Below are 19,516 nucleotides of genomic sequence, written 5' to 3' on the forward strand. Positions count from 1 at the left end.
GGGTTGGGCATAAGCTGACGGGGGGCGGATCAGTAGATGCTATTCTTCGCAAAAAAGTGGAGCAGGCCGGGCAGTCATGACACCAGAAAACACATTTCGTGTTCAAACGCCTCTGCCGGAGGACCTTCGGGTCTTCCTGACCGTCATTCGCAAATCCAGCTTTGCCGGTGCCGCGGATGAGCTTGGGCTCTCGCCGGCCTTCGTGAGCAAACGGATTCGCGTGCTCGAGCAGACGTTGCGCACGCGGCTTTTGCATCGCACCACTCGACGCATTGCGCTGACTGAAGCGGGAGAAAAAACCCAGCGCTGGGCGATTCGCTTTCTCGACGACATGGATGATTTCGTTGGTGAGCTCACCGAGATTCGCCAAGCCCCTCGTGGCCTGCTGCACATTTGCAGCAGCTTCGGTTTTGGGCGCAATCATGTTGCCCCTGCGATTGCAGAGTTGTCATCGATCTACCCGGAACTGGAGGTGCGGCTGGATGTGTTCGACCGCGTGGTAGACATCGTTGCCGAAGGCTTTGATCTGGAGATCCGCGTGGGTGACGACTTGCCGGGCCATCACATCAGCCGCAAGCTGCTCAGTAACCACCGAGTGCTCTGTGCCACACCGGATTACCTGGAGCGGCGAGGGGTCCCGATCACTCTCAAGGATCTTGCTCATCATGATTGTCTGGTCCTGAAGGAGCGGAACAATCCATTCGGTGTGTGGCATTTGAATCAGGCCAACCGCGATGAGGTTGTACGGGTCAGCAGCAGATTGTCATCCAACAGCGGAGAAATCGTACTGCAATGGGCCTTGGCTGGGCGCGGGGTGCTTCTGCGGTCGTTGTGGGATGTTCAGCCACTGTTGGATCAAGGCAAGCTGGTCCGCGTGCTGCCCGATTACACCCAAAGCGCGAACGTCTGGGCGGTGTATCCGACCAGGCTGGCGGATTCGGCCAAACTTCGCGTGTGCGTGGAGTTTCTGGAGAGCTATTTGAAAAGGCTGCGGCTACCGGAGACGGCCCGCGCCTGACGGCAGTTCTGTCCGGCCCCGCAGGCCCGCAGGATGCAGGCCCTTGTTCGCTCGAGGCTCAGGCAAGCCAGGGGTTCAAACGATGGTGCAGTGCCTCGAAGTCGCGGATTCGTGACGTGTGCTCAAGCGTTGTACCAATCGCATCGAGACCTTCCAGCAGCGCTTTTTTACGTAAGGGGTCCATCTCGAACCCAATTATCTTTCCGCTCTGAAGGTGAATCTGCTGGGCATGCAGATCGATCGTGATCTGCGAGTTTTCAGGTGACCCAACGAGATGGCTGATCTCCTGCTGTTCTGACTCCTTCAACTGAATGAGCAGAACACCATTGCGCTGGCAGTTGTCGGAGAAAATACCAGCGAAACTCGTGCCGATCAGTGCGCGTATACCCAATTGCTTCAGCCCCCAGACCGCGTGCTCGCGGCTGGAACCACAACCGAAATTAGGTCCGGTGATCAGGAAACTGGCGTGATCCCAAGGGGCCTGATTGAGAATGAACGCCGGATTGGGGACGCCATCGGCCAGGAAACGCAAGTCAAAGAAGACCCCGCGGTCCAGCCCATTGCGATCGATGCCCTTGAGGAACTGCTTGGGCATGATGACGTCGGTGTCCACATTCGCGGCGGGCAGCGGTGCGGCGATACCGCGAACGATGGTGAATGGCTGCATTTCAGCTCTCCATGGACAGTTGACGAACGTCGGTGAGGTGGCCGCAAATCGCTGCGGCGGCGACCATCGCCGGGCTCATGAGGTGAGTTCTTGCTCCGGCGCCCTGACGGCCCTCGAAATTTCGGTTGGTACTGGAGGCACAGCGATCTCCCGGCGACAGCACATCATCATTCATCGCCAGGCACATCGAGCAGCCGGACTGGCGCCATTCGAAGCCGGCATCCTTGAAGATCTGCGCCAGCCCCTCCGCTTGTGCCTGATCACGCACCAGCGTGGAACCCGGTACGATCATCGCGCGCACGCTCGCCGCTACTTTGCGACCCCGAACGATGCGCGCGACATCGCGCAGATCCTCGATGCGCGCGTTGGTACAGGAGCCGATAAAGGCGTGACTGATCGGCACCCCGGCCAGTCGGGTTCCCGGCTCAAGGCCCATGTAGCGCAGTGCACGCTGCAGGTCCTGCCTGCGGATCAGGTCGCTCTCCAGGCGCGGATCCGGTACGCACTCACCAATCGGCGCGGCCTGGTCAGGGCTGGTTCCCCAAGTCACCATCGGCTCCAACGCGCTGGCATCGAGTTCGACTTCCTTGTCGAAATGCGCTCCAGGGTCGGAATAAAGCGTCTTCCATTTCTCGACAGCCTGCTCCCATAGCGCCCCTTTCGGGGCTCGCGGTTTGTCTTTGAGGTAGGCGTACACCTTTTCGTCCGGCGCCATGAAAGCCCCACGGGCACCGGCCTCTACGGCCATGTTGCAGATGGTCATGCGCGCTTCGACGCTGAGGGACTCAATGGTGGGGCCGGAGAATTCGATGGCGTAGCCCGTCGCACCGGACGCACCGATGTCGCGGATCAAGGCCATGATGATGTCTTTGGAGGTGACGCCTGCGCCCATCCGCCCGTGCACATTCACGCGCAGGGTCTTCAGACGTTTATAGACCAACGTCTGTGTGGCGAGCAGGTGTTCAATTTCCGAAGTGCCGATACCAAAACCAAAGGCGCCCAGCGCGCCATAGGTCGTTGTGTGGCTATCACCTGCGGCCACGACCATCCCGGGAAGAATGAAGCCTTGCTCAGGGGCAACCACGTGCTCAATGCCTTGTCGCTTGTCCAGGACATCGAACAACTCGATTCCGAAGTCTCGACAGTTCTGCTCGAAGTAAGAAACCTGAAGCGCGCCACCCGCATCCGGCATGGCCGCGACGCGATCAGGCGCGGTCGGGTTGACGTGATCGACCACGCACAACGTTGATGACGGGCGCCATACCGTTCTGTTCGCCTCTCTCAAGCCGCTGAAGGCCTGGGGGCTGGTGTATTCGTTGGCGACCTGGCGGTCGATGTAGAGCAACACATGGCCATGGTCGTCCAGCGTACAGACGGTGTGGGCATCTATATGCTTCTGGTAGAGCGTTCTGGGGCCTTTCATGACGGTTCTCGCGAGTGATCGGAAGGCGCGCCGGGAGGGCCTCACGATGCGCCGCGCTCAATGAGCAGTCATGCCAGCATAGGGAATGTGATTGCAGGTTCAATGGCTGAAAAGTCAATCATCGATTCACGATTCGTGTTTAATCCGCGCAGCGGTCAGCGATTCGGATAGCGCCCGGCCCACCGCGGTTGCTATCCGGTGCTGACAGGAAAAGACCGGCCCGGCCCCTTCAATCCAGATCCTCAGCCCGATGCCGCTCCGGCACTTGGCTCGCTTCATCACCCCACGTGCGGTTCACTCGTTGCCCCCGGATCACTGCCGGTCGATTGGCGATCTCCTCGGCCCAGCGTTGCACATGGGTATATTCGTGGGCAGCCAGGAACTCGGCAGCCGAGTACACGTTGTCGCGCACCAATTGACCATACCAGGGCCAGACCGCGATATCGGCGATGGTGTAGCTGTCTGCGGCCAGGTATTGGCTTTCGCCAAGACGGCGATTCAGGACGTCGAGCTGGCGTTTGGTTTCCATGGTGAAACGATTGATGGGGTATTCAAGTTTATCGGGCGCGTAAGCGTAGAAATGACCGAAGCCTCCACCCAGATAGGGGGCTGCGCCCATCTGCCAGAACAGCCAGTTCAGGGTTTCGGTGCGTCCGGCCGGGTCGGTGGGCAGGAAGGCGCCGAATTTTTCTGCCAGGTACAGCAGGATCGAACCGGACTCGAAAACCCGGATTGCAGGCTGTACGCTGCGATCAAGCAACGCCGGGATCTTCGAGTTCGGGTTGATCTGGACAAAGCCACTGGAGAACTGGTCGCCCTCGTTAATGCGAATCAGCCAGGCGTCATATTCGGCGCCGGTGTGCCCCAGCGCCAACAGCTCTTCCAGCAGGATGGTCACCTTCACGCCATTGGGCGTGGCCAGTGAATAGAGCTGCAGCGGATGTTCGCCCACTGGCAATACTTTTTCATGGGTCGGCCCGGCGATAGGGCGATTGATGTTGGCGAACTGGCCGCCAGACGGGGCGTTGTATTTCCAGACTCTGGGCGGTACATAGGGCGCTTTGCTCATGGGAGGGGCCTCATTGCCGACTTGCAGTGACCGCGTGAACCGCGGAAAAAAGCTCTGGCCCAAGCCTGCCATAGGAGGGTCAGCGTCAGCAAATCACCCCGCCTGCACGTACTGCATTAGGCTTACCCGCTAACGCTCTTCAGTCATGATCCGATCCACTTCGCCTGAAGCCTTGAGCTTCGCGAAAGCTTGTTGAGCCCGGGTGACGATTTCGTCTGGGGTGCTCAGGCTAAACGCCATGTGAACTCGGTGGGGTTGTTCATCCAGGGAAAAGACCTCCTCCAGAGTGGTGAAATCCACTTGGGCATCTTTGCTCATCAGGCGCGCAGTATTCTCGGGCATCGGCAGCAACTGAATCTGCTGATTCAACAGTTTCTGAAAGTTATCGTGGTTGTCCGCCGATACCACCAGCCGGGTAAAGCCTTTCTGCTGCAGGTAAACCTGCTTGGCGTCATTGCGCACCACGCCTATGGTGTACTGCTTGGCGTCTTCAAGGTTGTCAACGGCGATGCCGCCACGTCCACGCAGCTTGTAGAGCTTGGTCGTCGCCCGATGGATTTCACCCACCCACTTGAACATCTGCTCACGGGCCGGGGTGCGATCGAGCGGGAAGATCATCACATTGGGTTCATGCAGCGCTTTTTCGTAAGCGCGTGCCCATGGGTACAGCAACATGCGGTAATCGCTGATCCCTGCGCCTCTCAAGGTTTCGTCGGCTATTCGAGTGCCCGGGCCGACGAGCGCGCCTTCACGCAGGTAGGCGTATAACGAGTCTTCGGTCACGACTTCGATCGCCTCGGCGTGACTTTTCACGCTGATCAGGGCCAGGAGCAAGCAGGAGCAGAGCTTCAGACGGTAGTGCATACAGACCTCGCAGCACACGGTGGTTTTATAAAGCGACGCAATTGCGCCCCTGGCGTTTGGCCCGGTACAACGCCTGGTCGGCGCGTTGCAGCAGTTGATCGAAGTGATCCATGGTTTTGGTGTCCAGCTCGGCGACGCCGATGCTCAGGGTGACAAAAGGGGAAACCGCTGAGCCGCCATGGGGCAGTGCAAGTTCAGCCAGGCTTTCACGAAACCGCTGGGCTGCCTCGCATGCCTGGCTGGCGTTGATATTGGGCAATACCACGACAAACTCCTCACCCCCCAGGCGAGCAGTCAGTTCGCCGGAGCGGCCGAAGACACTGCGCAGGGTCCCGGCGATCTGTTTCAAGCACTCGTCCCCTTTGATATGGCCGTAGGTGTCGTTGTAGATCTTGAAGAAATCCACATCGCACATCAGCACGGCCAGCGGGGTGTTGTGGCGGATCGCACGGCGGAATTCGACATCCTTCAGTTCATCGAAGTAACGACGGTTGGCCAAGCCCGTCAAGGCATCGTGACGCGACAGCGCTTCGAGGGCCTGGTTGGCGGCCTTGAGTTCCGAAGTGCGCGCCTCGACCAGTTCGGCCAACTGGTCGCGACTGGCTGCAAGGGCCAGTTCGTCCGAGTGCTGGCGCTCCAGATGGGCGTGGAGGTTGTCTTGCAGTGCATTGACTTTGGATTCGAGCAGGCTCAACTCGTCCTGGCGCCGGACCGAACGTTGCAGCTTGAGGTGGGAGTTGAGTGTTTGTGGTGAGAGTTTCCCCAGATGCCGGGCGATATGGACAACGTGCACGGTCACCAGGCGGTTGAACATGGTCATGACCAGGCCGGCCAGCAGCAACGACTGGATCACCTGCGTGATGACGATGCTGCGGGCTTCGTCCCAGAGGCGTTCCCAAAGCAGGTTGTTATCGCCCTCGATGGTCAGTTCACCGACCTTTTCGTTGGCGCCGATGTAGGGCTGCGCGACGAGCTGGCGATGCAGCACCGGCGCCACGCTGGATGCATTGCTGGCATATCGATTGAACTCGATGATTTCTGGCGCCTGTCCGGGTCGCAGGATATTGAGTGCCACGCGTCCCACCGGCGCCGCATTCGCAACGCTGGTGATCTGCTTGTCCAACGATTCACGGTCCATTTCCCAAATGGCATGGGCCAGGGTGTTCTGGAACACCTGGTCGATCAGGACCAGCTCGGAATTCATCTGCGCCAGATTGTTTTCCCAGGCCTGCCAGGTACGCAGCGTGACCATCGCCAAGGTAAAGCACAGGCAGAACACCAGCGTGGCCAACACCAGACGCCGTCCCAGCGAGCTGAACGTCCTGGTTTTTGGCGGATGGATGGGGACAGTCCGAAAATCGTCGGCCATGTCATAACCACTTGCGCATGATGGCGTCGTAAACGCCATTACGGCGGATGGTCTCCAGGCCTGAGCGGAATTTCTCGACCGTCGCGGCCGGCGTCTTGCGACTGAACGCCATGCTCAAGCCATCCTGACTGCTCAATTCGGGAAGCGGCAGCGAGCGGATCAACACTTTATCCGGGTCTTCACCATTCTGGCGGGTCAGGTACAGCGCGTTGAGCTCGTTGGAAATCCATAGCTCCACGTGATCGACCTTGAGCTTGCGGTAGTTGTGTTCGTACTTGTTGCTCGACTGCAGGTCTGTACCAATGCGGAAACCCTTCGACACCAGGTATTGCTCACCCACGTCCTGATTGACGGTGGCAATCTGGTGACCGTGCGCATCGTCCAGCGAGTTGAGTTTTACCGGGCGCTCAGCCAGCGAATACATGTACCACTGGGTTGGGGCGATGGCCCCGACCCACTGGAAAAGTGATTCACGCGCAGGCGTTCGAACGATTGAATAGATCAACACGTTACTTTCATTGAGCGCCAGTTCGTAGGCCCGCGCCCAAGGCATGGGCTGGATGGACGCCTCTACGCCGACCTCCTTGAGCACCGCCTGGACCACCTCGGTGCTCATACCGGTCACTCGCCCGTTCTGCGTCATGTTATAAGGCGGCAGTTCTTCCGTAACGATGCGCAGCGCAGTCTCTGCGGCGGCGTTTGGCACGGCTGTGCTTGCAGCCAGGAACACCAGGACGCAGCTCATCAGCAGACGGTTAAACGGCAAAATCATCGAGAGTTACCCTATGCAACCAGCAGTGCCGGCGCGGCCTGGGGGCCGTTGACTTAATGTGTTATCGGCTGGGCCTATACGCGCTTGAGTGTCATCCGTCGAAACCGGGGGGCATTGAACCTGGGGCGGTCGGGCCAGACCCTGTGAAAATTTGAGTGTGGCCTCTCTTGTTCCAGCTGTCGATTCGGCGACATTTAATGAACCCGGGTTTGTTCGGCCGTGTCAGTCGTTTGTCAGGAACGACAAATGATGGAGCCGCTGATGCGACCACTGTATTTCACCAGCCTGTCCTTCGCCGCGTTGCTGTGCGCGGCTTGCTCAAGCCAACCGCCCGCGACCTGGGGCTACATGGATGCCAAGGAACGGGCCAATCTGCCGCCCGACCAGGCATATCCCGAGTTGTTCGAAGCCGTGCAGAACAACCAACTGTTCACCGACCAGAAGCATTTCGTCGACGCACTGCCCACCCGCGACCCCTCGAAAATCCGTGCCGAATACCTGGCTCGTCGCGACAACAGCGACTTCGATCTCGAAACCTTCGTGAAGGACAACTTCATCGAGTCCGGCGCAGCGCAAAGCCCGGCACCAAAACCGGGCGCGCCCATACAAGAGCACATCGACAGCCTTTGGCCCGTGTTAAGCCGTACCTATCGCCAAGTGCCGCCCTACAGCAGCCTGTTGCCCTTGCCACAACCCTATGTCGTTCCAGGCGGACGCTTTCGCGAGATGTACTACTGGGACTCCTACTTCACCATGCTCGGGCTTGAACAAAGCGGTGATCAGGCCCAGGTGCGCCAGATGACCGATAACTTTGCCTACATGATCGCCACGTACGGGCACATTCCCAATGGCAATCGCACCTACTACCTGAGCCGCTCACAACCGCCATTCTTCGCTTACATGGTGCAGTTGCAGGCGCACATCGAAGGTGACCAGGCGTTTGGGCGTTACCTTCCACAACTGCAGAAGGAATACGCCTATTGGATGCAGGGCGCCGAGGGGCTCAAACCGGGTGCCGCCGCGCAACACGTGGTCAAGCTCGTCGATGGCAGCGTGCTCAATCGCTATTGGGATGCCCGTTCGACGCCGCGACAGGAGTCCTGGCTGCAAGATGTCAAAACCGCTGAACAGGCCTCGAACAGATCCAGGCAAGAGGTCTGGCGTGATCTGCGTGCCGGGGCGGAGAGCGGTTGGGACTTCAGTTCGCGCTGGCTCGGCGACGGCCAGAACCTGGCAACCATACGCACCACATCCATTGTGCCCGTGGACCTGAACAGCCTGCTCTATCACCTGGAGCGCACCATCGCCAAGGCGTGTGAAACCGTGCAAAACACGCCATGCGTCCAGGCCTATGGTCAGCGCGCGGACCGGCGGCAGCGTGCCATTGAGCAACATTTGTGGAATGCCGATGCAGGGTTTTACGTGGACTACGACTGGCAGCAGCGCCGTCAACGCCCGCAACTGACAGCCGCCACGCTGTTTCCTCTTTACACCGGCCTTGCCTCCGCGGACCACGCCAATCGCACGGTCGAGGCAGTCCGTGATGGTCTGCTGCGCCCTGGCGGCATTGCCACCACGCAGGTCAGCAATGGCCAGCAGTGGGACGAACCCAACGGTTGGGCACCGCTGCAGTGGGTGGCGGTTGAGGGGCTGGATCGCTATGGGCACACCGCGCTGGCGCAGCAGATTGGCACTTGCTTCCTGCAACAGGTACACAATCTTTACCGCAAGGAAGACAAGCTGGTAGAGAAGTACGACGTATCCGGGCGAGGAGATGGCGGGGGAGGTGGCGAATATGAGTTGCAGGACGGTTTCGGCTGGACGAATGGCGTGACGCTGAAACTGTTGAGCAAATATGGCGAACATTCCTCCGCAACGACTGTGGGTGAATGAGCAGGCGCTAAGAGCAAGGGGCACCTGGGCAGGATTTATCAGTTCCTGCCCAGGTGCCCGGCACTGTTATCCGAGAATGGCGTTGAAGAGCAACAGGGTGAGCAGGGAGGTGAACCAGCCGATCGTGGTCGGAATCGACCAGGTCAGCATCTGATGCTTGGCGTTGGTGACCCCGAGCATGCGGTTGACTACCCAGAAATAGCTGTCGTTGAAGTAGCCAAAGACCATCGAGCCAATGGCCGCCGCCTGGGCGGCGAAGACCATGTTAACGTCGGGAATCGAGGCCAGGATCGGTGCCGAAATCGAGGCGCCGGTGATCATTGCCACGGTGCCGCTGCCCTGGATCAGGCGCACCAGGGACGCGATCACGAAGGGGATCAACACCGCCGGCAGCGGCAAGGTGGCGACCCATTCGCCCATGTACTGACCCGCACCGCTGTCGCGCAACACGGCACCCAATGCACCACCGGCACCGGTGACCAGCAGGATGATGCCGGCGCTTTCCACGCCTTTCTCCATGTGCGCGATGACTTCCTCACGCGGGCGCCGCGGTACCAGTCCATACAGTGCCGCCACCACCCCGAGGCCGACAGCGATGACCGGGTTGCCGACGAAAGCGATGGTCTGACCGAACAGGCTCTGGGTCAGGGTGCTGTCGCCGTTGAGTTTGCCGAGGGCGACGACCAGGGTGTTGGCGAAGATCAGCAGGATAGGCAGCACGATCGGCAGCATCGACAGCCACAGCGGCGGCAGTTCGGCCTCGCGGGCATCGGCGCGTTCGAGCACTTCACGATAGGCGGTGGCGGGTTCGACCGGTGTCTGGCCGCTTTGCGCGATCATCGCCTCGATGCGTGGGCCCATGAAGCGGGCGTAGGCCACCAGCACGAAGGTGCCGGGAATGGTGAATACCACGCCCCAGAAAATCATCAACCCCACGTCGATATTGAAAATCCCGGCAATCCCCAGTGGCCCTGGCGTCGGTGGAACCGCATGGTGGGTCAGCATCAGGCCGCTGGCCAGGGCAATACCCAGGGTCAGCATCGATTTGCCGCTGTTGCGCGCCAGTGCCCGGACCAACGGGTTGAGGATGACGAACGCCGAGTCGCAGAAGATCGGCACCGAGACGATGTAGCCGGTCACCATCATCGCCCACTCTTCGCGTTTGTTGCCCAGCCAGCGCACGAAGGTATAGGCCATCCGCTCGGCGGCGCCGGAGACTTCCAGCAGGCGGCCCATCATCACACCGAAACCGATGACCAGGCCGATGGTCGACAGCGTGGCACCGAAGCCGGTGGTGATGGATTTGACCAGCGCGTCGGGCGCCATGCCGCCACCCAGGCCGGCGATCGAGGCGGCGATGATCAGCGCCAGCAGGGCGTGGATGCGGGTCTTGAGAACCAGCACGATGAGGATGACGATGGCCAGGACCAGGCTCACCATCAGCTGTGGGCCGGCGATAGAAGTTGCGTCCATTGGGTAATCACTCTTGTTGTTATTGGATGGAACGACGGCACCGCACGGCGCCGCCTGGGTCAGCGATTCATGCTGTGCTGGTGCGCCCTTACCACGCTGTCGAAGTCGGCATCACCGCGAAAGCCCAATTGCAGCGGCCGCTGGATGTCGAAGTCGCCGGGCCAGCTGCAAACGATGCGCTGGATCCGCTCGTCCGGCTCAAAGCTGACCCGCGCGCGCGCCGCCTCGCCACCGACACGGGCGAGACTGTCGAGCATTTCGCTGACCCGCACGCTGATGCCGGGCAGGTTGAGGGTCCGCCGCAGGCCAAGCGCCTGGCCGTCCAGGCGCGCGGCATGGACCAGATTGTCGACCACGGTCTGCGGCGAAGACAGCCACATGCGGGTATCCAGTGGTACCGGACAGTTGCTCATCTCGCCGGCCAGGGGCTCGCGCAGGATGCCGCTGGCAAATGACGAGGCCGCTGCGTTGGGTTTGCCGGGGCGAACGGAAATGGTTGGCAGGCGACACACCCGGCCATCGATGAAGCCCTTGCGCGAGTAGTCATTGATCAGCAGTTCGGCCATGGCCTTCTGCGCGCCATAAGACGATTGCGGCAGCGGTGCGAGTTCTTCGGGTACCTGCTCGGGCATCGGCCCACCAAATACCGCCAGTGAACTGGCGAACACGAAACGCGGCGCCTGGGCCTGTTGGCGGCAGGCTTCGAGCAGGGCGCGGGTCGCATCGAAATTGACCCGCATGCCAAGGTCGAAGTCGGCTTCGGCCTGGCCACTGACAATCGCGGCCAAGTGATAGACCAGGCAGGTCTCTGGGCCGATCAGCGATTTGATAAAGGCCGGGTCGCAGATGTCGCCTGTGTGCGACACCACCCGAGGGTCATTGATGGGGCAGGGCGCCAAGTCGACCGAGACGAGGCTGGCACCGGGGGGCAGCAAGTCACTCGCAGTGGGCGCCAGCAGCGCTTCGATCAGGCGGGCGCCGAGAAAGCCAGCGCCGCCAGTTACCAGGATCTTCATGTATTGCACTCCGCTTAAGGAGAATATTCGGGGCAGGGTGCCGAACGCCCCGTATTCTTGTTATTTGACGAACCAGGTGACAAGTAGTTGTCATGTTGTATGATGAATTTAACGTGGACGCAACCGTTGCGTGTTTTCTTCTTGCCCACAGCGGGTGGCAAGGCAGCGCGACGATTGCCGGGAGAATTTGAGTGGACAGTCTGAACGACGTTACCCCCAAGCTGGCCGAACGGCTGGCCAAACGCCTGAGTGCAGCGGTCCATGACGGCCAGTTGGCCGCCGGGAACCGCCTGCCCACCGAGCAGGCATTGTGCGAGCAGTACGGTGTCAGCCGCACGGTGGTGCGCGAAGCGATTTCGATGCTCAAGCGCGAAGGCATGCTCACTTCGCGCCAGGGCAGCGGCACCTTCGTCGTGCCCAATCCCAGTGTCGCGCTGCGCCTGTCTCCACCCCAGGGCAACTTCGAGGCGGTGGTGGAGATCCTCGAATTGCGCAGCGCGCTGGAGATCAAGGCCGCCGAACTGGCTGCAGCGCGGCGCACCAATGCGCAATTGCGGGCGATGCAAAACGCCTTGGCCGAGCTTGACGAAGCGGTCGAGCGGGGTGAAGACGGCGTGCGCGAAGACCTCGCCTTCCACCGTTCGGTGGTGGCCGCCACCGGTAACCAGCACTTTCTCGAAACCATCGATTTTCTGCATCAGCTGCTGCAACAGGCGATCAGAGTGACCCGTCGCAACGAGGCGCGTAACGCCCAGTACATGTGTCAGGTCGATCAGGAGCACCACGCGCTGCTCGCCGCTATCGCCGCAGGTGACAGTGAGGCGGCACGTACCGCGGCCTCCTCGCATCTGCGCAACGCCGAAGTCCGCCTGCGCGAAGCGCGAAGCGAGGCCGACGCGTCCGGATAACAACCACAAGAGGATTCACCCGTGACAGCAATATCCAGTATTGGTGTGGTCGGCCTGGGCTCCATGGGCCTGGGCATGGCGCGCGCGCTTTTGCGCGCTGGTCTGCCCGTATGGGGCTACGACATCCGCGAGGACGTGCGCCAGGCCTTCATCGCCGAAGGTGGCCAGCCGGTCAGTGCCCTGAGTGACAGCGCCGCGCTCAGCGACCTGCTGTTCATCGTGGTGGTCAATGCCGCGCAAACCGAGCAATTGCTGTTCGGCGAGCAGGGTATTGCCGCGCGGTTGCGTCCGGGTTCCGTGGTCATTGCCTGTGCAACCATCTCGGCGGCGGCTGCGCGGCGCATCAGTGGGCGCTTGGCCGAGCATCAAGTGCTGATGCTCGATGCGCCCATTTCAGGCGGGGCGGTGCGCGCCGAAGCGGGCGAGTTGACCATCATGGCCTCGGGGCCGGAGGCCGCCTTCGAACGGGCGCAAACGGCACTTGCCGCCGTCGCCGCCAAGGTCTACCGGCTGGGTGAAGAGGCCGGGCAAGGTTCGCAGATCAAGCTGGTCAACCAGTTGCTCGCCGGGGTCCACATTGCCGCGGCGGCCGAAGCCATGGCCTATGGCATTCGTCAGGGCTGCGATCCCGAGGCGCTCTACGAGGTGATCAGTCACAGCGCCGGTAATTCCTGGATGTTCGAAAACCGCGTGCCGCATTTGCTGGCGGGTGATTATCGACCGCGCTCGGCGGTGGATATTTTCGTCAAGGATCTGGGCCTGGTGCTCGACAGCGCCCAGGAGGCGGTCTTCCCGCTGCCGCTGACCGCCAGCGCCCACCAGATGTTCAAGCAAGCGTCGGCTTCCGGGCTGGGGCGCGAGGATGATATCGCCGTGGTGAAGATATTCCCCGGTATCAACCTGCCTGCCGCCGCCAACGAGGAGATTTGACCATGCCCCTGATCGGATGCATCGCCGATGACTTCACCGGAGCGACCGACCTTGCCAGCATGCTCGTGCGCGGCGGCGCCCGTACTGTGCAGACCATTGGTGTCCCACACGGGCCCTTGGCGGTGGGCGACGCCGACGCCCTGGTGGTGGCGCTCAAGTCGCGCAACCTGGCGCCCGATGAAGCCGTCGCACAGTCGCTGCAGGCGCTGGAGTGGTTGCGCCAGCAGGGCTGCCGACAGTTCTACTTCAAGTATTGCTCGACGTTCGACTCCACCGCTGAGGGCAACATCGGCCCGGTCAGCGATGCACTGCTCCAAGCCCTGGGCAGCGACTTCACCGTGGCCTGTCCGGCCTTTCCGGAAAACCGCCGCAGCGTGTTCAACGGTTACCTGTTCGCCAATGACGTGCTGCTCAACGAAAGCGGGATGCAGGACCATCCACTCACGCCCATGCGCGACGCCAACCTGCTGCGCGTGTTGCAGCCGCAGACACGCCACCCGGTCGGCCTGATCGACTACCGGACCCTGCGCGCCGGCGTCGAGGCGACCCGTCAGCGGATCGCCGCGTTGCGCGCCGAGGGCGTGGGCATCGCTATCAGCGACGCTATCGATAATGAAGATTTGCAGGTGCTCGGCGCCGCCTGTGCCGATCTGCCGTTGGTCACGGCCGGCTCGGGGCTGGCGCTGGGCATGGCCCAGGATTGGCAGGCCAGAGGGCTGTTGCAGGCCAACGGCGAAGCCAGCCGGCTGGGGGCAGGGTGGGGGCGCCAGGCGATTCTCAGCGGTAGCTGTTCGCGAGCGACCCTCGGCCAGATCGAGCAGGCGGCAGCGGTCTATCCTGCCTTTCGTCTTGAGGCCGCCGAGCTGATGGCCCGCGGTGATGCACTGGTGGCCGAGGCCTTGGCCTGGGCTGCCGGCCACCAGGGTCCGGTGCTGATCTATGCCAGCAGTCCGGCCGACGAGGTACGCCGGGTGCAACAACAGTTCGGTGCGCAGCAGGTCGGTGAACGCATTGAATCGGCCCTGGCGGCGATTGCCCGTGCGCTGGTCGAACAGCAGGGCGTGGGCCAATTGCTGGTGGCCGGTGGCGAAACCTCCGGCGCAGTGGTCGGCGCGCTGGGTATCGAAGGTTTGCGCATCGGGCCGAGCATCGACCCCGGCGTGCCTTGGACCCAGACGCTCGGCCAATCCGGTCGGCCGCTGACGCTGGCGCTCAAGTCCGGTAACTTCGGTAGCGCCGATTTCATGATCAAGGCCTGGGAGATGCTGGCATGACAGAAAGCCAATTGCGCGAAGAGATCGTCGAGATCGGCCGTTCCCTCTACCTGCGTGGGCTCAGCCCCGGCTCCTCCGGGAATATCAGCGTGCGTCTGGGCGATGGCTGGCTGCTGACACCGACCAACGCCTGTCTCGGTCGCCTGGACCCGGCCGACATCGCCAAGCTCGACTGGCAAGGTAACCACCTGGCTGGCAAACCTGCCTCCAAGGAAGCATTCCTGCACCGTGCCGTCTATGAAGGCCGTGAAGATTCGGGTGCCATCGTGCACTTGCATTGCACGCACTCGGCGGCGGTCTCGTGCCTGGATTGCCTGGACGCAACGTCGTGCCTGCCACCGCTGACACCCTATTTCGTCATGCGTGTGGGACGCTTGCCGCTGATTCCGTACCACCGGCCCGGTGATCCGCGGCTGGGTGAGGCGATTCGCGGGCTGGTCGGGCAGCACAGCTCGGTGTTGCTGGCCAATCACGGGCCGGTCGTTTCAGGCAAGAGCCTGGAGGCGGCCACCTATGCCATCGAAGAGCTCGAAGAAACCGCCAAGCTCTACCTGTTGCTGCGCCAGCAGCCGGTACGGGCGCTGGACGACGAACAAATCGAAGAACTGCGCCAGACCTTCGGCGCCCAATGGTGACTGCAATGCCACGTTTCGCTGCCAACCTCAGCATGATGTTCAACGACGCACCTTTCCTGGATCGCTTCGGCCGAGCCGCCAAGGCCGGCTTCAAGGGCGTGGAATACCTGTTCCCTTATGAGTTCGCACCGGCCGAACTGGCCGGACGTTTGGCCGAGCACGGGCTTAGCCAAGTGCTGTTCAACCTGCCACCGGGGGATTTTGCCGCAGGCGAGCGCGGCATCGCGGCGTTGCCGGGGCGCGAGGCGGAATTTCGTGAAAGTGTCGACCGGGCCATCGAATACGCCCACGCCCTGGGCTGCCCCAAACTGCACGCAATGGCCGGACTGGTGAGTGACGAGAGCCAGCGTCCGCGCATGCGCGAGGTCTATCTGGAGAACCTGCGTTACGCCGCACGACGTTTGGCCGAGCACCAACTGACACTGTTGATCGAGCCGATCAACACCCGCTCGATTCCGGGTTACTTCATCAATCGCCAGACCGAGGGCCATGCAATTCTGGCCGAACTGGGCGAGCCGAATCTGCGTGTGCAACTGGACCTGTTCCATGCACAAATCATGGAAGGCGATCTGATTGCCGGTTTCCAGCGCTTCCAGGCCGGTGTCGGGCATATCCAGATTGCCGGCGTGCCGGATCGGCACGAACCGGACCTGGGAGAAGTGAACTACCCGTACCTGTTCAAACTGCTCGACGAGGCCGGCTACGATGGCTGGATCGGCTGCGAATACAACCCCCGCGGCCTGACCGAGGATGGCCTGGGCTGGTTTGCGCCCTGGCGTTGAGCTGAGATGGAGTAGGGCGCCCAGGAAGGGCGTGAGGGCATGCGATGAATACAAACCCTCTCGCCCCAGACGCCGGATAAGTCCCCTACGTACTTAGCAGAACGGCCTGGTCATCATTGACCGGTAAGGCAATATCGGGCTCGCCGGGTGTCAGGATGACTTTGCGGCAATCTTCCTGTTTTTTGTCGAATAGCTTGTAGCCCTCGGCGGCCTGTTCCAGGGACAGGCGATGGCTGATGATGACTTCAGGGCTAAGGCGACCGGTCTCGATATGGCCAAGCAGCTCGGGAAGGTATCGCTGCACGTGGGTCTGGCCCATTTTGAAGGTCAGGCCTTTGTCGAATGCGTCGCCGAACAGGAAGCCGTGGATGAAACCGGCATACACGCCCGGTACGCTTACGACCCCACCGCGCCTGACCGCCGCAATGCATTGGCGTAACGCCTTGCCGCTGCTGCCTTCGAGTTTAAGCGTAGCCAGCACTGTTTCGGTGGTGCTGCCTTTGGCTTCAAAACCCACGGCATCCACCACGCCGTCCACGCCCCGCATGCCCTTGGTCTGGCGAATGATCGTGTCCGCCGGGTCGTCGTCTTCATCAAAATTGATGGGAATAACGCCATAGGTTTTCTGTGCATAGGCCAGACGATAGGGGTGATGATCGACCATGAAGATCTGGTCGGCGCCCAACATCCGCGCGCAGGCGGCGCTCAGTAAACCGACCGGCCCGGCGCCATAGATGGCAATACTCGAGCCGTTGCCGATCCCGGCGTTGGTCACCGCTTGAAAGGCGGTTGGCAAGATGTCCGAGAGGAACAGCACCTTCTCGTCCGAGAGGGTTCCCGGCACTTTGAAAGGCCCGGTGTTGGCCTTTGGTACCCTTACATACTCAGCTTGTCCGCCAGGGATACCGCCGTACAAATGACTGAAACCGAACAGAGCTGCCCCGGGCGGGATTGCCTTCTTGTTCAGAATCGCGCCACGACCCGTGTTGGTCGTTTCGCAAGCGGCGAACAAATCCATCTGACAGAAGAAACAGCTGCCGCAGGCGATAACGAAAGGCACCACCACTCGATCGCCGGGTTGAACGGCGGTCACCGCTGAACCGGCCTCTTCAACGATTCCCATGAACTCATGGCCGAAGATGTCGCCATGTTCGACAGCGGGAATTTTTCCGCGATAAAGGTGCAGATCGGAACCACAAATCGCCGTTGCCGTGACACGCAGAATGATGTCGTCACTGTCCTCCAGGACCGGGTCGGGGACCGTGTCGACTTTCACACTGTGTGCACCGTGGTAAGTGAGTGCTCTCATGACTTCCTGCCTCTGGGTCGCGTGGTGATATAGGGCAGAGGCGGGAGGCTGGATGGAAGTTCAGAGCATTAGCGCGGGCACGTGACTGGCGGTCATCATCTACTCATGCACCGTCACCCGATTGCGCCCGGTTTTTTTGGACGTATACAACGCCTGGTCGGCCCGGGCGATCAGTTCGGAGTGGCCGGTCGAGGGCTGGCTCAGGTCTGCCACTCCAAGGCTGATGGTGAAACGGATGCTCTGGTCGTTGTACAGCACCTGCAGTTCTTCGACGGCCTTGCGCAGGCGCTCGGCGAACATCCGGGCACCGGTCTGGTCGGTGTCCGACAGCACCACGCCGAACTCCTCGCCGCCATAACGCCCGGCCACGTCGGAGTCGCGTACGTGTTCGTGCAGAAGCCTGGCGACCTGCTCGATGACCTTGTCCCCGGCCTGGTGGCCATAGGTGTCGTTGACCCGTTTGAAGTGGTCGATATCGAGCATCACCAGGCTCAAGGCATTGCCATAGCGCTGATGCCGCGCATAGGCAGCTTTCAGGTTCGCCTCCCAATGACCGCGGTTGTACAGCCCGGTCAGTCGATCGGTACTGGAGAGCTGCTGCAATTGCGCATTGGCGGCCTGTAGTTGATGCCGGTTGGTGGCGACGTCGGTGACGTCATAGATCACCAGGCAGATGTGACTGATCGTGTTGTCGGGCGAGCGCAGCGGTAACAGCGTGGTCTTCTGGTACATGAACTCTTCCTGGCCGGTGATCGGCTGGTAGCTCTTGAACCGCACCAGATAGGGACGCTGCTCCCAGACAGTGAACGCTGGGGTGCCCAGGGCAGCGACGCTTTCTACCTTGCGGCTGAACCACTGGCGATCGATTTCCGGGAACAGGCTGAAAAAATGCTGGTCGTGGGCGTCCTTTGGCTGCACCCCGGAGCGGTTCTCCATGAACGTGTTCCAGACCTGCACGCGGTAGTCGCGGTCCAGCACCACCACACCGACATCGATGCTCTGAACAATGGCCAGCAACCAGTGAAACTCGTTCAGATCAATGGAATCAGGCATGGCTCAGGTCATCAGGTAGGTGAGTTTTTGGGTCAGCCGCTCGATCGAGTCTTCCGTGAACAGTAACAATAGATCGAAACGAATATCGTGCCCTTCCAGGCTGTAGCTGATTTCCACCGCCAGGGTCTTTTTTCCAGTGCTTGCGGTTGACTTGAATCAGCTCCTCGATGGCCGCGTGCTGGCCGAGAATCTGCGGATGCCCCTGAGAAAACACCACGTCGATCTGTTCGGCAATGCTGCTCAGGCAAGCGCCGATCAGAACACTGGAGAGGTCCAGCAGCATTTCCAGGTCCGAATAGTCGCTGCTTTGGCGTTGCATCAGTTGCGCTATGTCAGCAATTTCCGACTCGTGAAATATCAGCAGGGCTTCGCCGGCAATCCCGCTGCCAATAAAGCCCTGGCAGATGGCGGTGAGTTGTTCAGAGCTACCGGCATCGTTCAGCGCCATGTGCAGCTCACCCACCTCAAGGATGTTCACGTTCGGTACCGGTAACTGCACAAACACACCCAGCACCTTGGCGATCAGGGCGGCGGCCTGGCCGATGGCAACGTTGACCGTCTCGCGAAACGCATCGTGAAAACTGATGGCCGTGTTCGTTGCCGGACGATTTTGCGGCGGCGTCTGGCCGGGTTTCGTCAGCAGGCCCAACTGGCTGAGCGTCTGGCGCAGTTCGTTTTCGTCGAAAGGTTTTTTCAGGAATGCCAATGCGCCCAGCTCAAGCACGCGGCGTACCGCCTGCTCCTGCACGTCACCGGAGATCACAATGACTTGCGTCTGCAAGCCTTCGGCGCGCAAGGCGCTCAACACCTGGTAACCATCCATCTCCGGCATGGTCAGGTCCAGCAGCACCACCTGGCCCAGCCCCTTGCGTATGGCGTCCATGGCCTGGCGACCATTGCTGGCCTCGGTGACCGAGACCGGCCAGTCCGCCGGCAGCGCCCGTAGCACCTGCTTACGGGCCATGTTGGAGTCGTCACATACCACTAAGGGAATCACTGACACTGGGGCGCCCATTTGAATTGAACGGCAGCCGAGGCCTTCAGGCAGGCCACGCATTGCA

At 61.1% G+C, this 19,516-nt stretch carries 17 protein-coding genes and 1 pseudogene; 7 read left to right on the forward strand and 11 right to left on the reverse strand.

Going from position 1 to position 19,516, the window contains the following annotated elements; genetic code table 11:
- The first annotated feature begins 76 nt into the window (after positions 1-76).
- Positions 77-1,018 (forward strand): LysR substrate-binding domain-containing protein, encoded by a 942-nt coding sequence (locus BW979_RS15225; RefSeq protein ID WP_047225608.1) that lies wholly within the window; start codon positions 77-79, stop codon positions 1,016-1,018.
- Positions 1,019-1,076: 58 nt separating this feature from the next.
- Here BW979_RS15225 and leuD read toward each other — a convergent pair whose 3' ends face one another.
- The 6 genes from leuD to BW979_RS15255 form a co-directional block, all read right to left on the reverse strand.
- Positions 1,077-1,685 (reverse strand): 3-isopropylmalate dehydratase small subunit, encoded by a 609-nt coding sequence (gene leuD, locus BW979_RS15230; protein ID WP_076384235.1) that lies wholly within the window; start codon positions 1,683-1,685, stop codon positions 1,077-1,079.
- 1 nt (position 1,686) lies between these two features.
- A complete protein-coding gene (gene leuC, locus BW979_RS15235) occupies positions 1,687-3,108 on the reverse strand; it encodes a 3-isopropylmalate dehydratase large subunit (RefSeq protein WP_076384237.1) in 1,422 nt (473 codons plus the stop codon).
- 229 nt (positions 3,109-3,337) lie between these two features.
- Positions 3,338-4,177 (reverse strand): glutathione-dependent disulfide-bond oxidoreductase, encoded by an 840-nt coding sequence (gene yghU / locus BW979_RS15240; RefSeq protein WP_047225611.1) that lies wholly within the window; start codon positions 4,175-4,177, stop codon positions 3,338-3,340.
- Between the two features lie 129 nt (positions 4,178-4,306).
- The gene (locus BW979_RS15245; RefSeq protein WP_047225612.1) at positions 4,307-5,041 is read right to left on the reverse strand and encodes a substrate-binding periplasmic protein; all 735 of its coding nucleotides are present in this window, start codon (positions 5,039-5,041) and stop codon (positions 4,307-4,309) included.
- 25 nt (positions 5,042-5,066) lie between these two features.
- Positions 5,067-6,410 carry a diguanylate cyclase gene (locus BW979_RS15250; protein WP_047225613.1) on the reverse strand — a complete coding sequence of 448 codons (1,344 nt, stop codon included), beginning with the start codon at positions 6,408-6,410 and terminating at the stop codon, positions 5,067-5,069.
- Between the two features lies 1 nt (position 6,411).
- Positions 6,412-7,182 (reverse strand): substrate-binding periplasmic protein, encoded by a 771-nt coding sequence (locus BW979_RS15255; protein ID WP_076384239.1) that lies wholly within the window; start codon positions 7,180-7,182, stop codon positions 6,412-6,414.
- 261 nt (positions 7,183-7,443) lie between these two features.
- On the opposite strand from BW979_RS15255, the gene treA reads away from it, so the two are divergent.
- Complete coding sequence (gene treA, locus BW979_RS15260; protein WP_076386624.1) at positions 7,444-9,075, forward strand: alpha,alpha-trehalase TreA; 1,632 nt, start codon at positions 7,444-7,446, stop codon at positions 9,073-9,075.
- 66 nt (positions 9,076-9,141) lie between these two features.
- Here the strand turns inward: treA and BW979_RS15265 are convergent, their stop codons facing one another.
- Positions 9,142-10,548: a GntP family permease gene (locus tag BW979_RS15265; protein WP_076384241.1), complete on the reverse strand. Its 1,407-nt coding sequence runs from the start codon at positions 10,546-10,548 to the stop codon at positions 9,142-9,144.
- 59 nt (positions 10,549-10,607) lie between these two features.
- Positions 10,608-11,564 carry a D-erythronate dehydrogenase gene (gene denD / locus BW979_RS15270; RefSeq protein ID WP_076384243.1) on the reverse strand — a complete coding sequence of 319 codons (957 nt, stop codon included), beginning with the start codon at positions 11,562-11,564 and terminating at the stop codon, positions 10,608-10,610.
- A 191-nt stretch (positions 11,565-11,755) separates the two neighbouring features.
- Here denD and BW979_RS15275 point away from each other — a divergent pair, with 191 nt between their 5' ends.
- From BW979_RS15275 to otnI, 5 genes are read left to right on the forward strand one after another with little or no spacing between them, the layout of a single operon-like run.
- Positions 11,756-12,472: a FadR/GntR family transcriptional regulator gene (locus BW979_RS15275; protein ID WP_230682588.1), complete on the forward strand. Its 717-nt coding sequence runs from the start codon at positions 11,756-11,758 to the stop codon at positions 12,470-12,472.
- Between the two features lie 21 nt (positions 12,473-12,493).
- Complete coding sequence (ltnD, locus tag BW979_RS15280; protein WP_076384245.1) at positions 12,494-13,402, forward strand: L-threonate dehydrogenase; 909 nt, start codon at positions 12,494-12,496, stop codon at positions 13,400-13,402.
- 2 nt (positions 13,403-13,404) lie between these two features.
- Positions 13,405-14,676 carry a 3-oxo-tetronate kinase gene (gene otnK, locus BW979_RS15285; protein WP_076384247.1) on the forward strand — a complete coding sequence of 424 codons (1,272 nt, stop codon included), beginning with the start codon at positions 13,405-13,407 and terminating at the stop codon, positions 14,674-14,676.
- A complete protein-coding gene (otnC, locus tag BW979_RS15290) occupies positions 14,673-15,311 on the forward strand; it encodes a 3-oxo-tetronate 4-phosphate decarboxylase (RefSeq protein ID WP_076384249.1) in 639 nt (212 codons plus the stop codon). Before otnK ends, otnC begins: the two co-directional genes overlap by 4 nt.
- A gap of 5 nt (positions 15,312-15,316) precedes the next feature.
- On the forward strand, positions 15,317-16,093 hold the full coding sequence (gene otnI / locus BW979_RS15295; RefSeq protein ID WP_076384251.1) for a 2-oxo-tetronate isomerase: 777 nt from the start codon (positions 15,317-15,319) through the stop codon (positions 16,091-16,093).
- Positions 16,094-16,178: 85 nt separating this feature from the next.
- Here the strand turns inward: otnI and BW979_RS15300 are convergent, their stop codons facing one another.
- From BW979_RS15300 to BW979_RS15310, 3 genes and pseudogenes are all read right to left on the reverse strand, one after another.
- Positions 16,179-17,402: a zinc-dependent alcohol dehydrogenase gene (locus BW979_RS15300; protein WP_076384253.1), complete on the reverse strand. Its 1,224-nt coding sequence runs from the start codon at positions 17,400-17,402 to the stop codon at positions 16,179-16,181.
- A gap of 99 nt (positions 17,403-17,501) precedes the next feature.
- Positions 17,502-18,455: a sensor domain-containing diguanylate cyclase gene (locus BW979_RS15305; protein WP_076384255.1), complete on the reverse strand. Its 954-nt coding sequence runs from the start codon at positions 18,453-18,455 to the stop codon at positions 17,502-17,504.
- A 3-nt stretch (positions 18,456-18,458) separates the two neighbouring features.
- Positions 18,459-19,470, reverse strand: a pseudogene (locus BW979_RS15310) (response regulator).
- Between the last annotated feature and the right edge of the window lie 46 nt (positions 19,471-19,516).

The organism is Pseudomonas sp. A214, assembly GCF_900156295.1.
GTDB lineage: Bacteria > Pseudomonadota > Gammaproteobacteria > Pseudomonadales > Pseudomonadaceae > Aquipseudomonas > Aquipseudomonas rhizophila.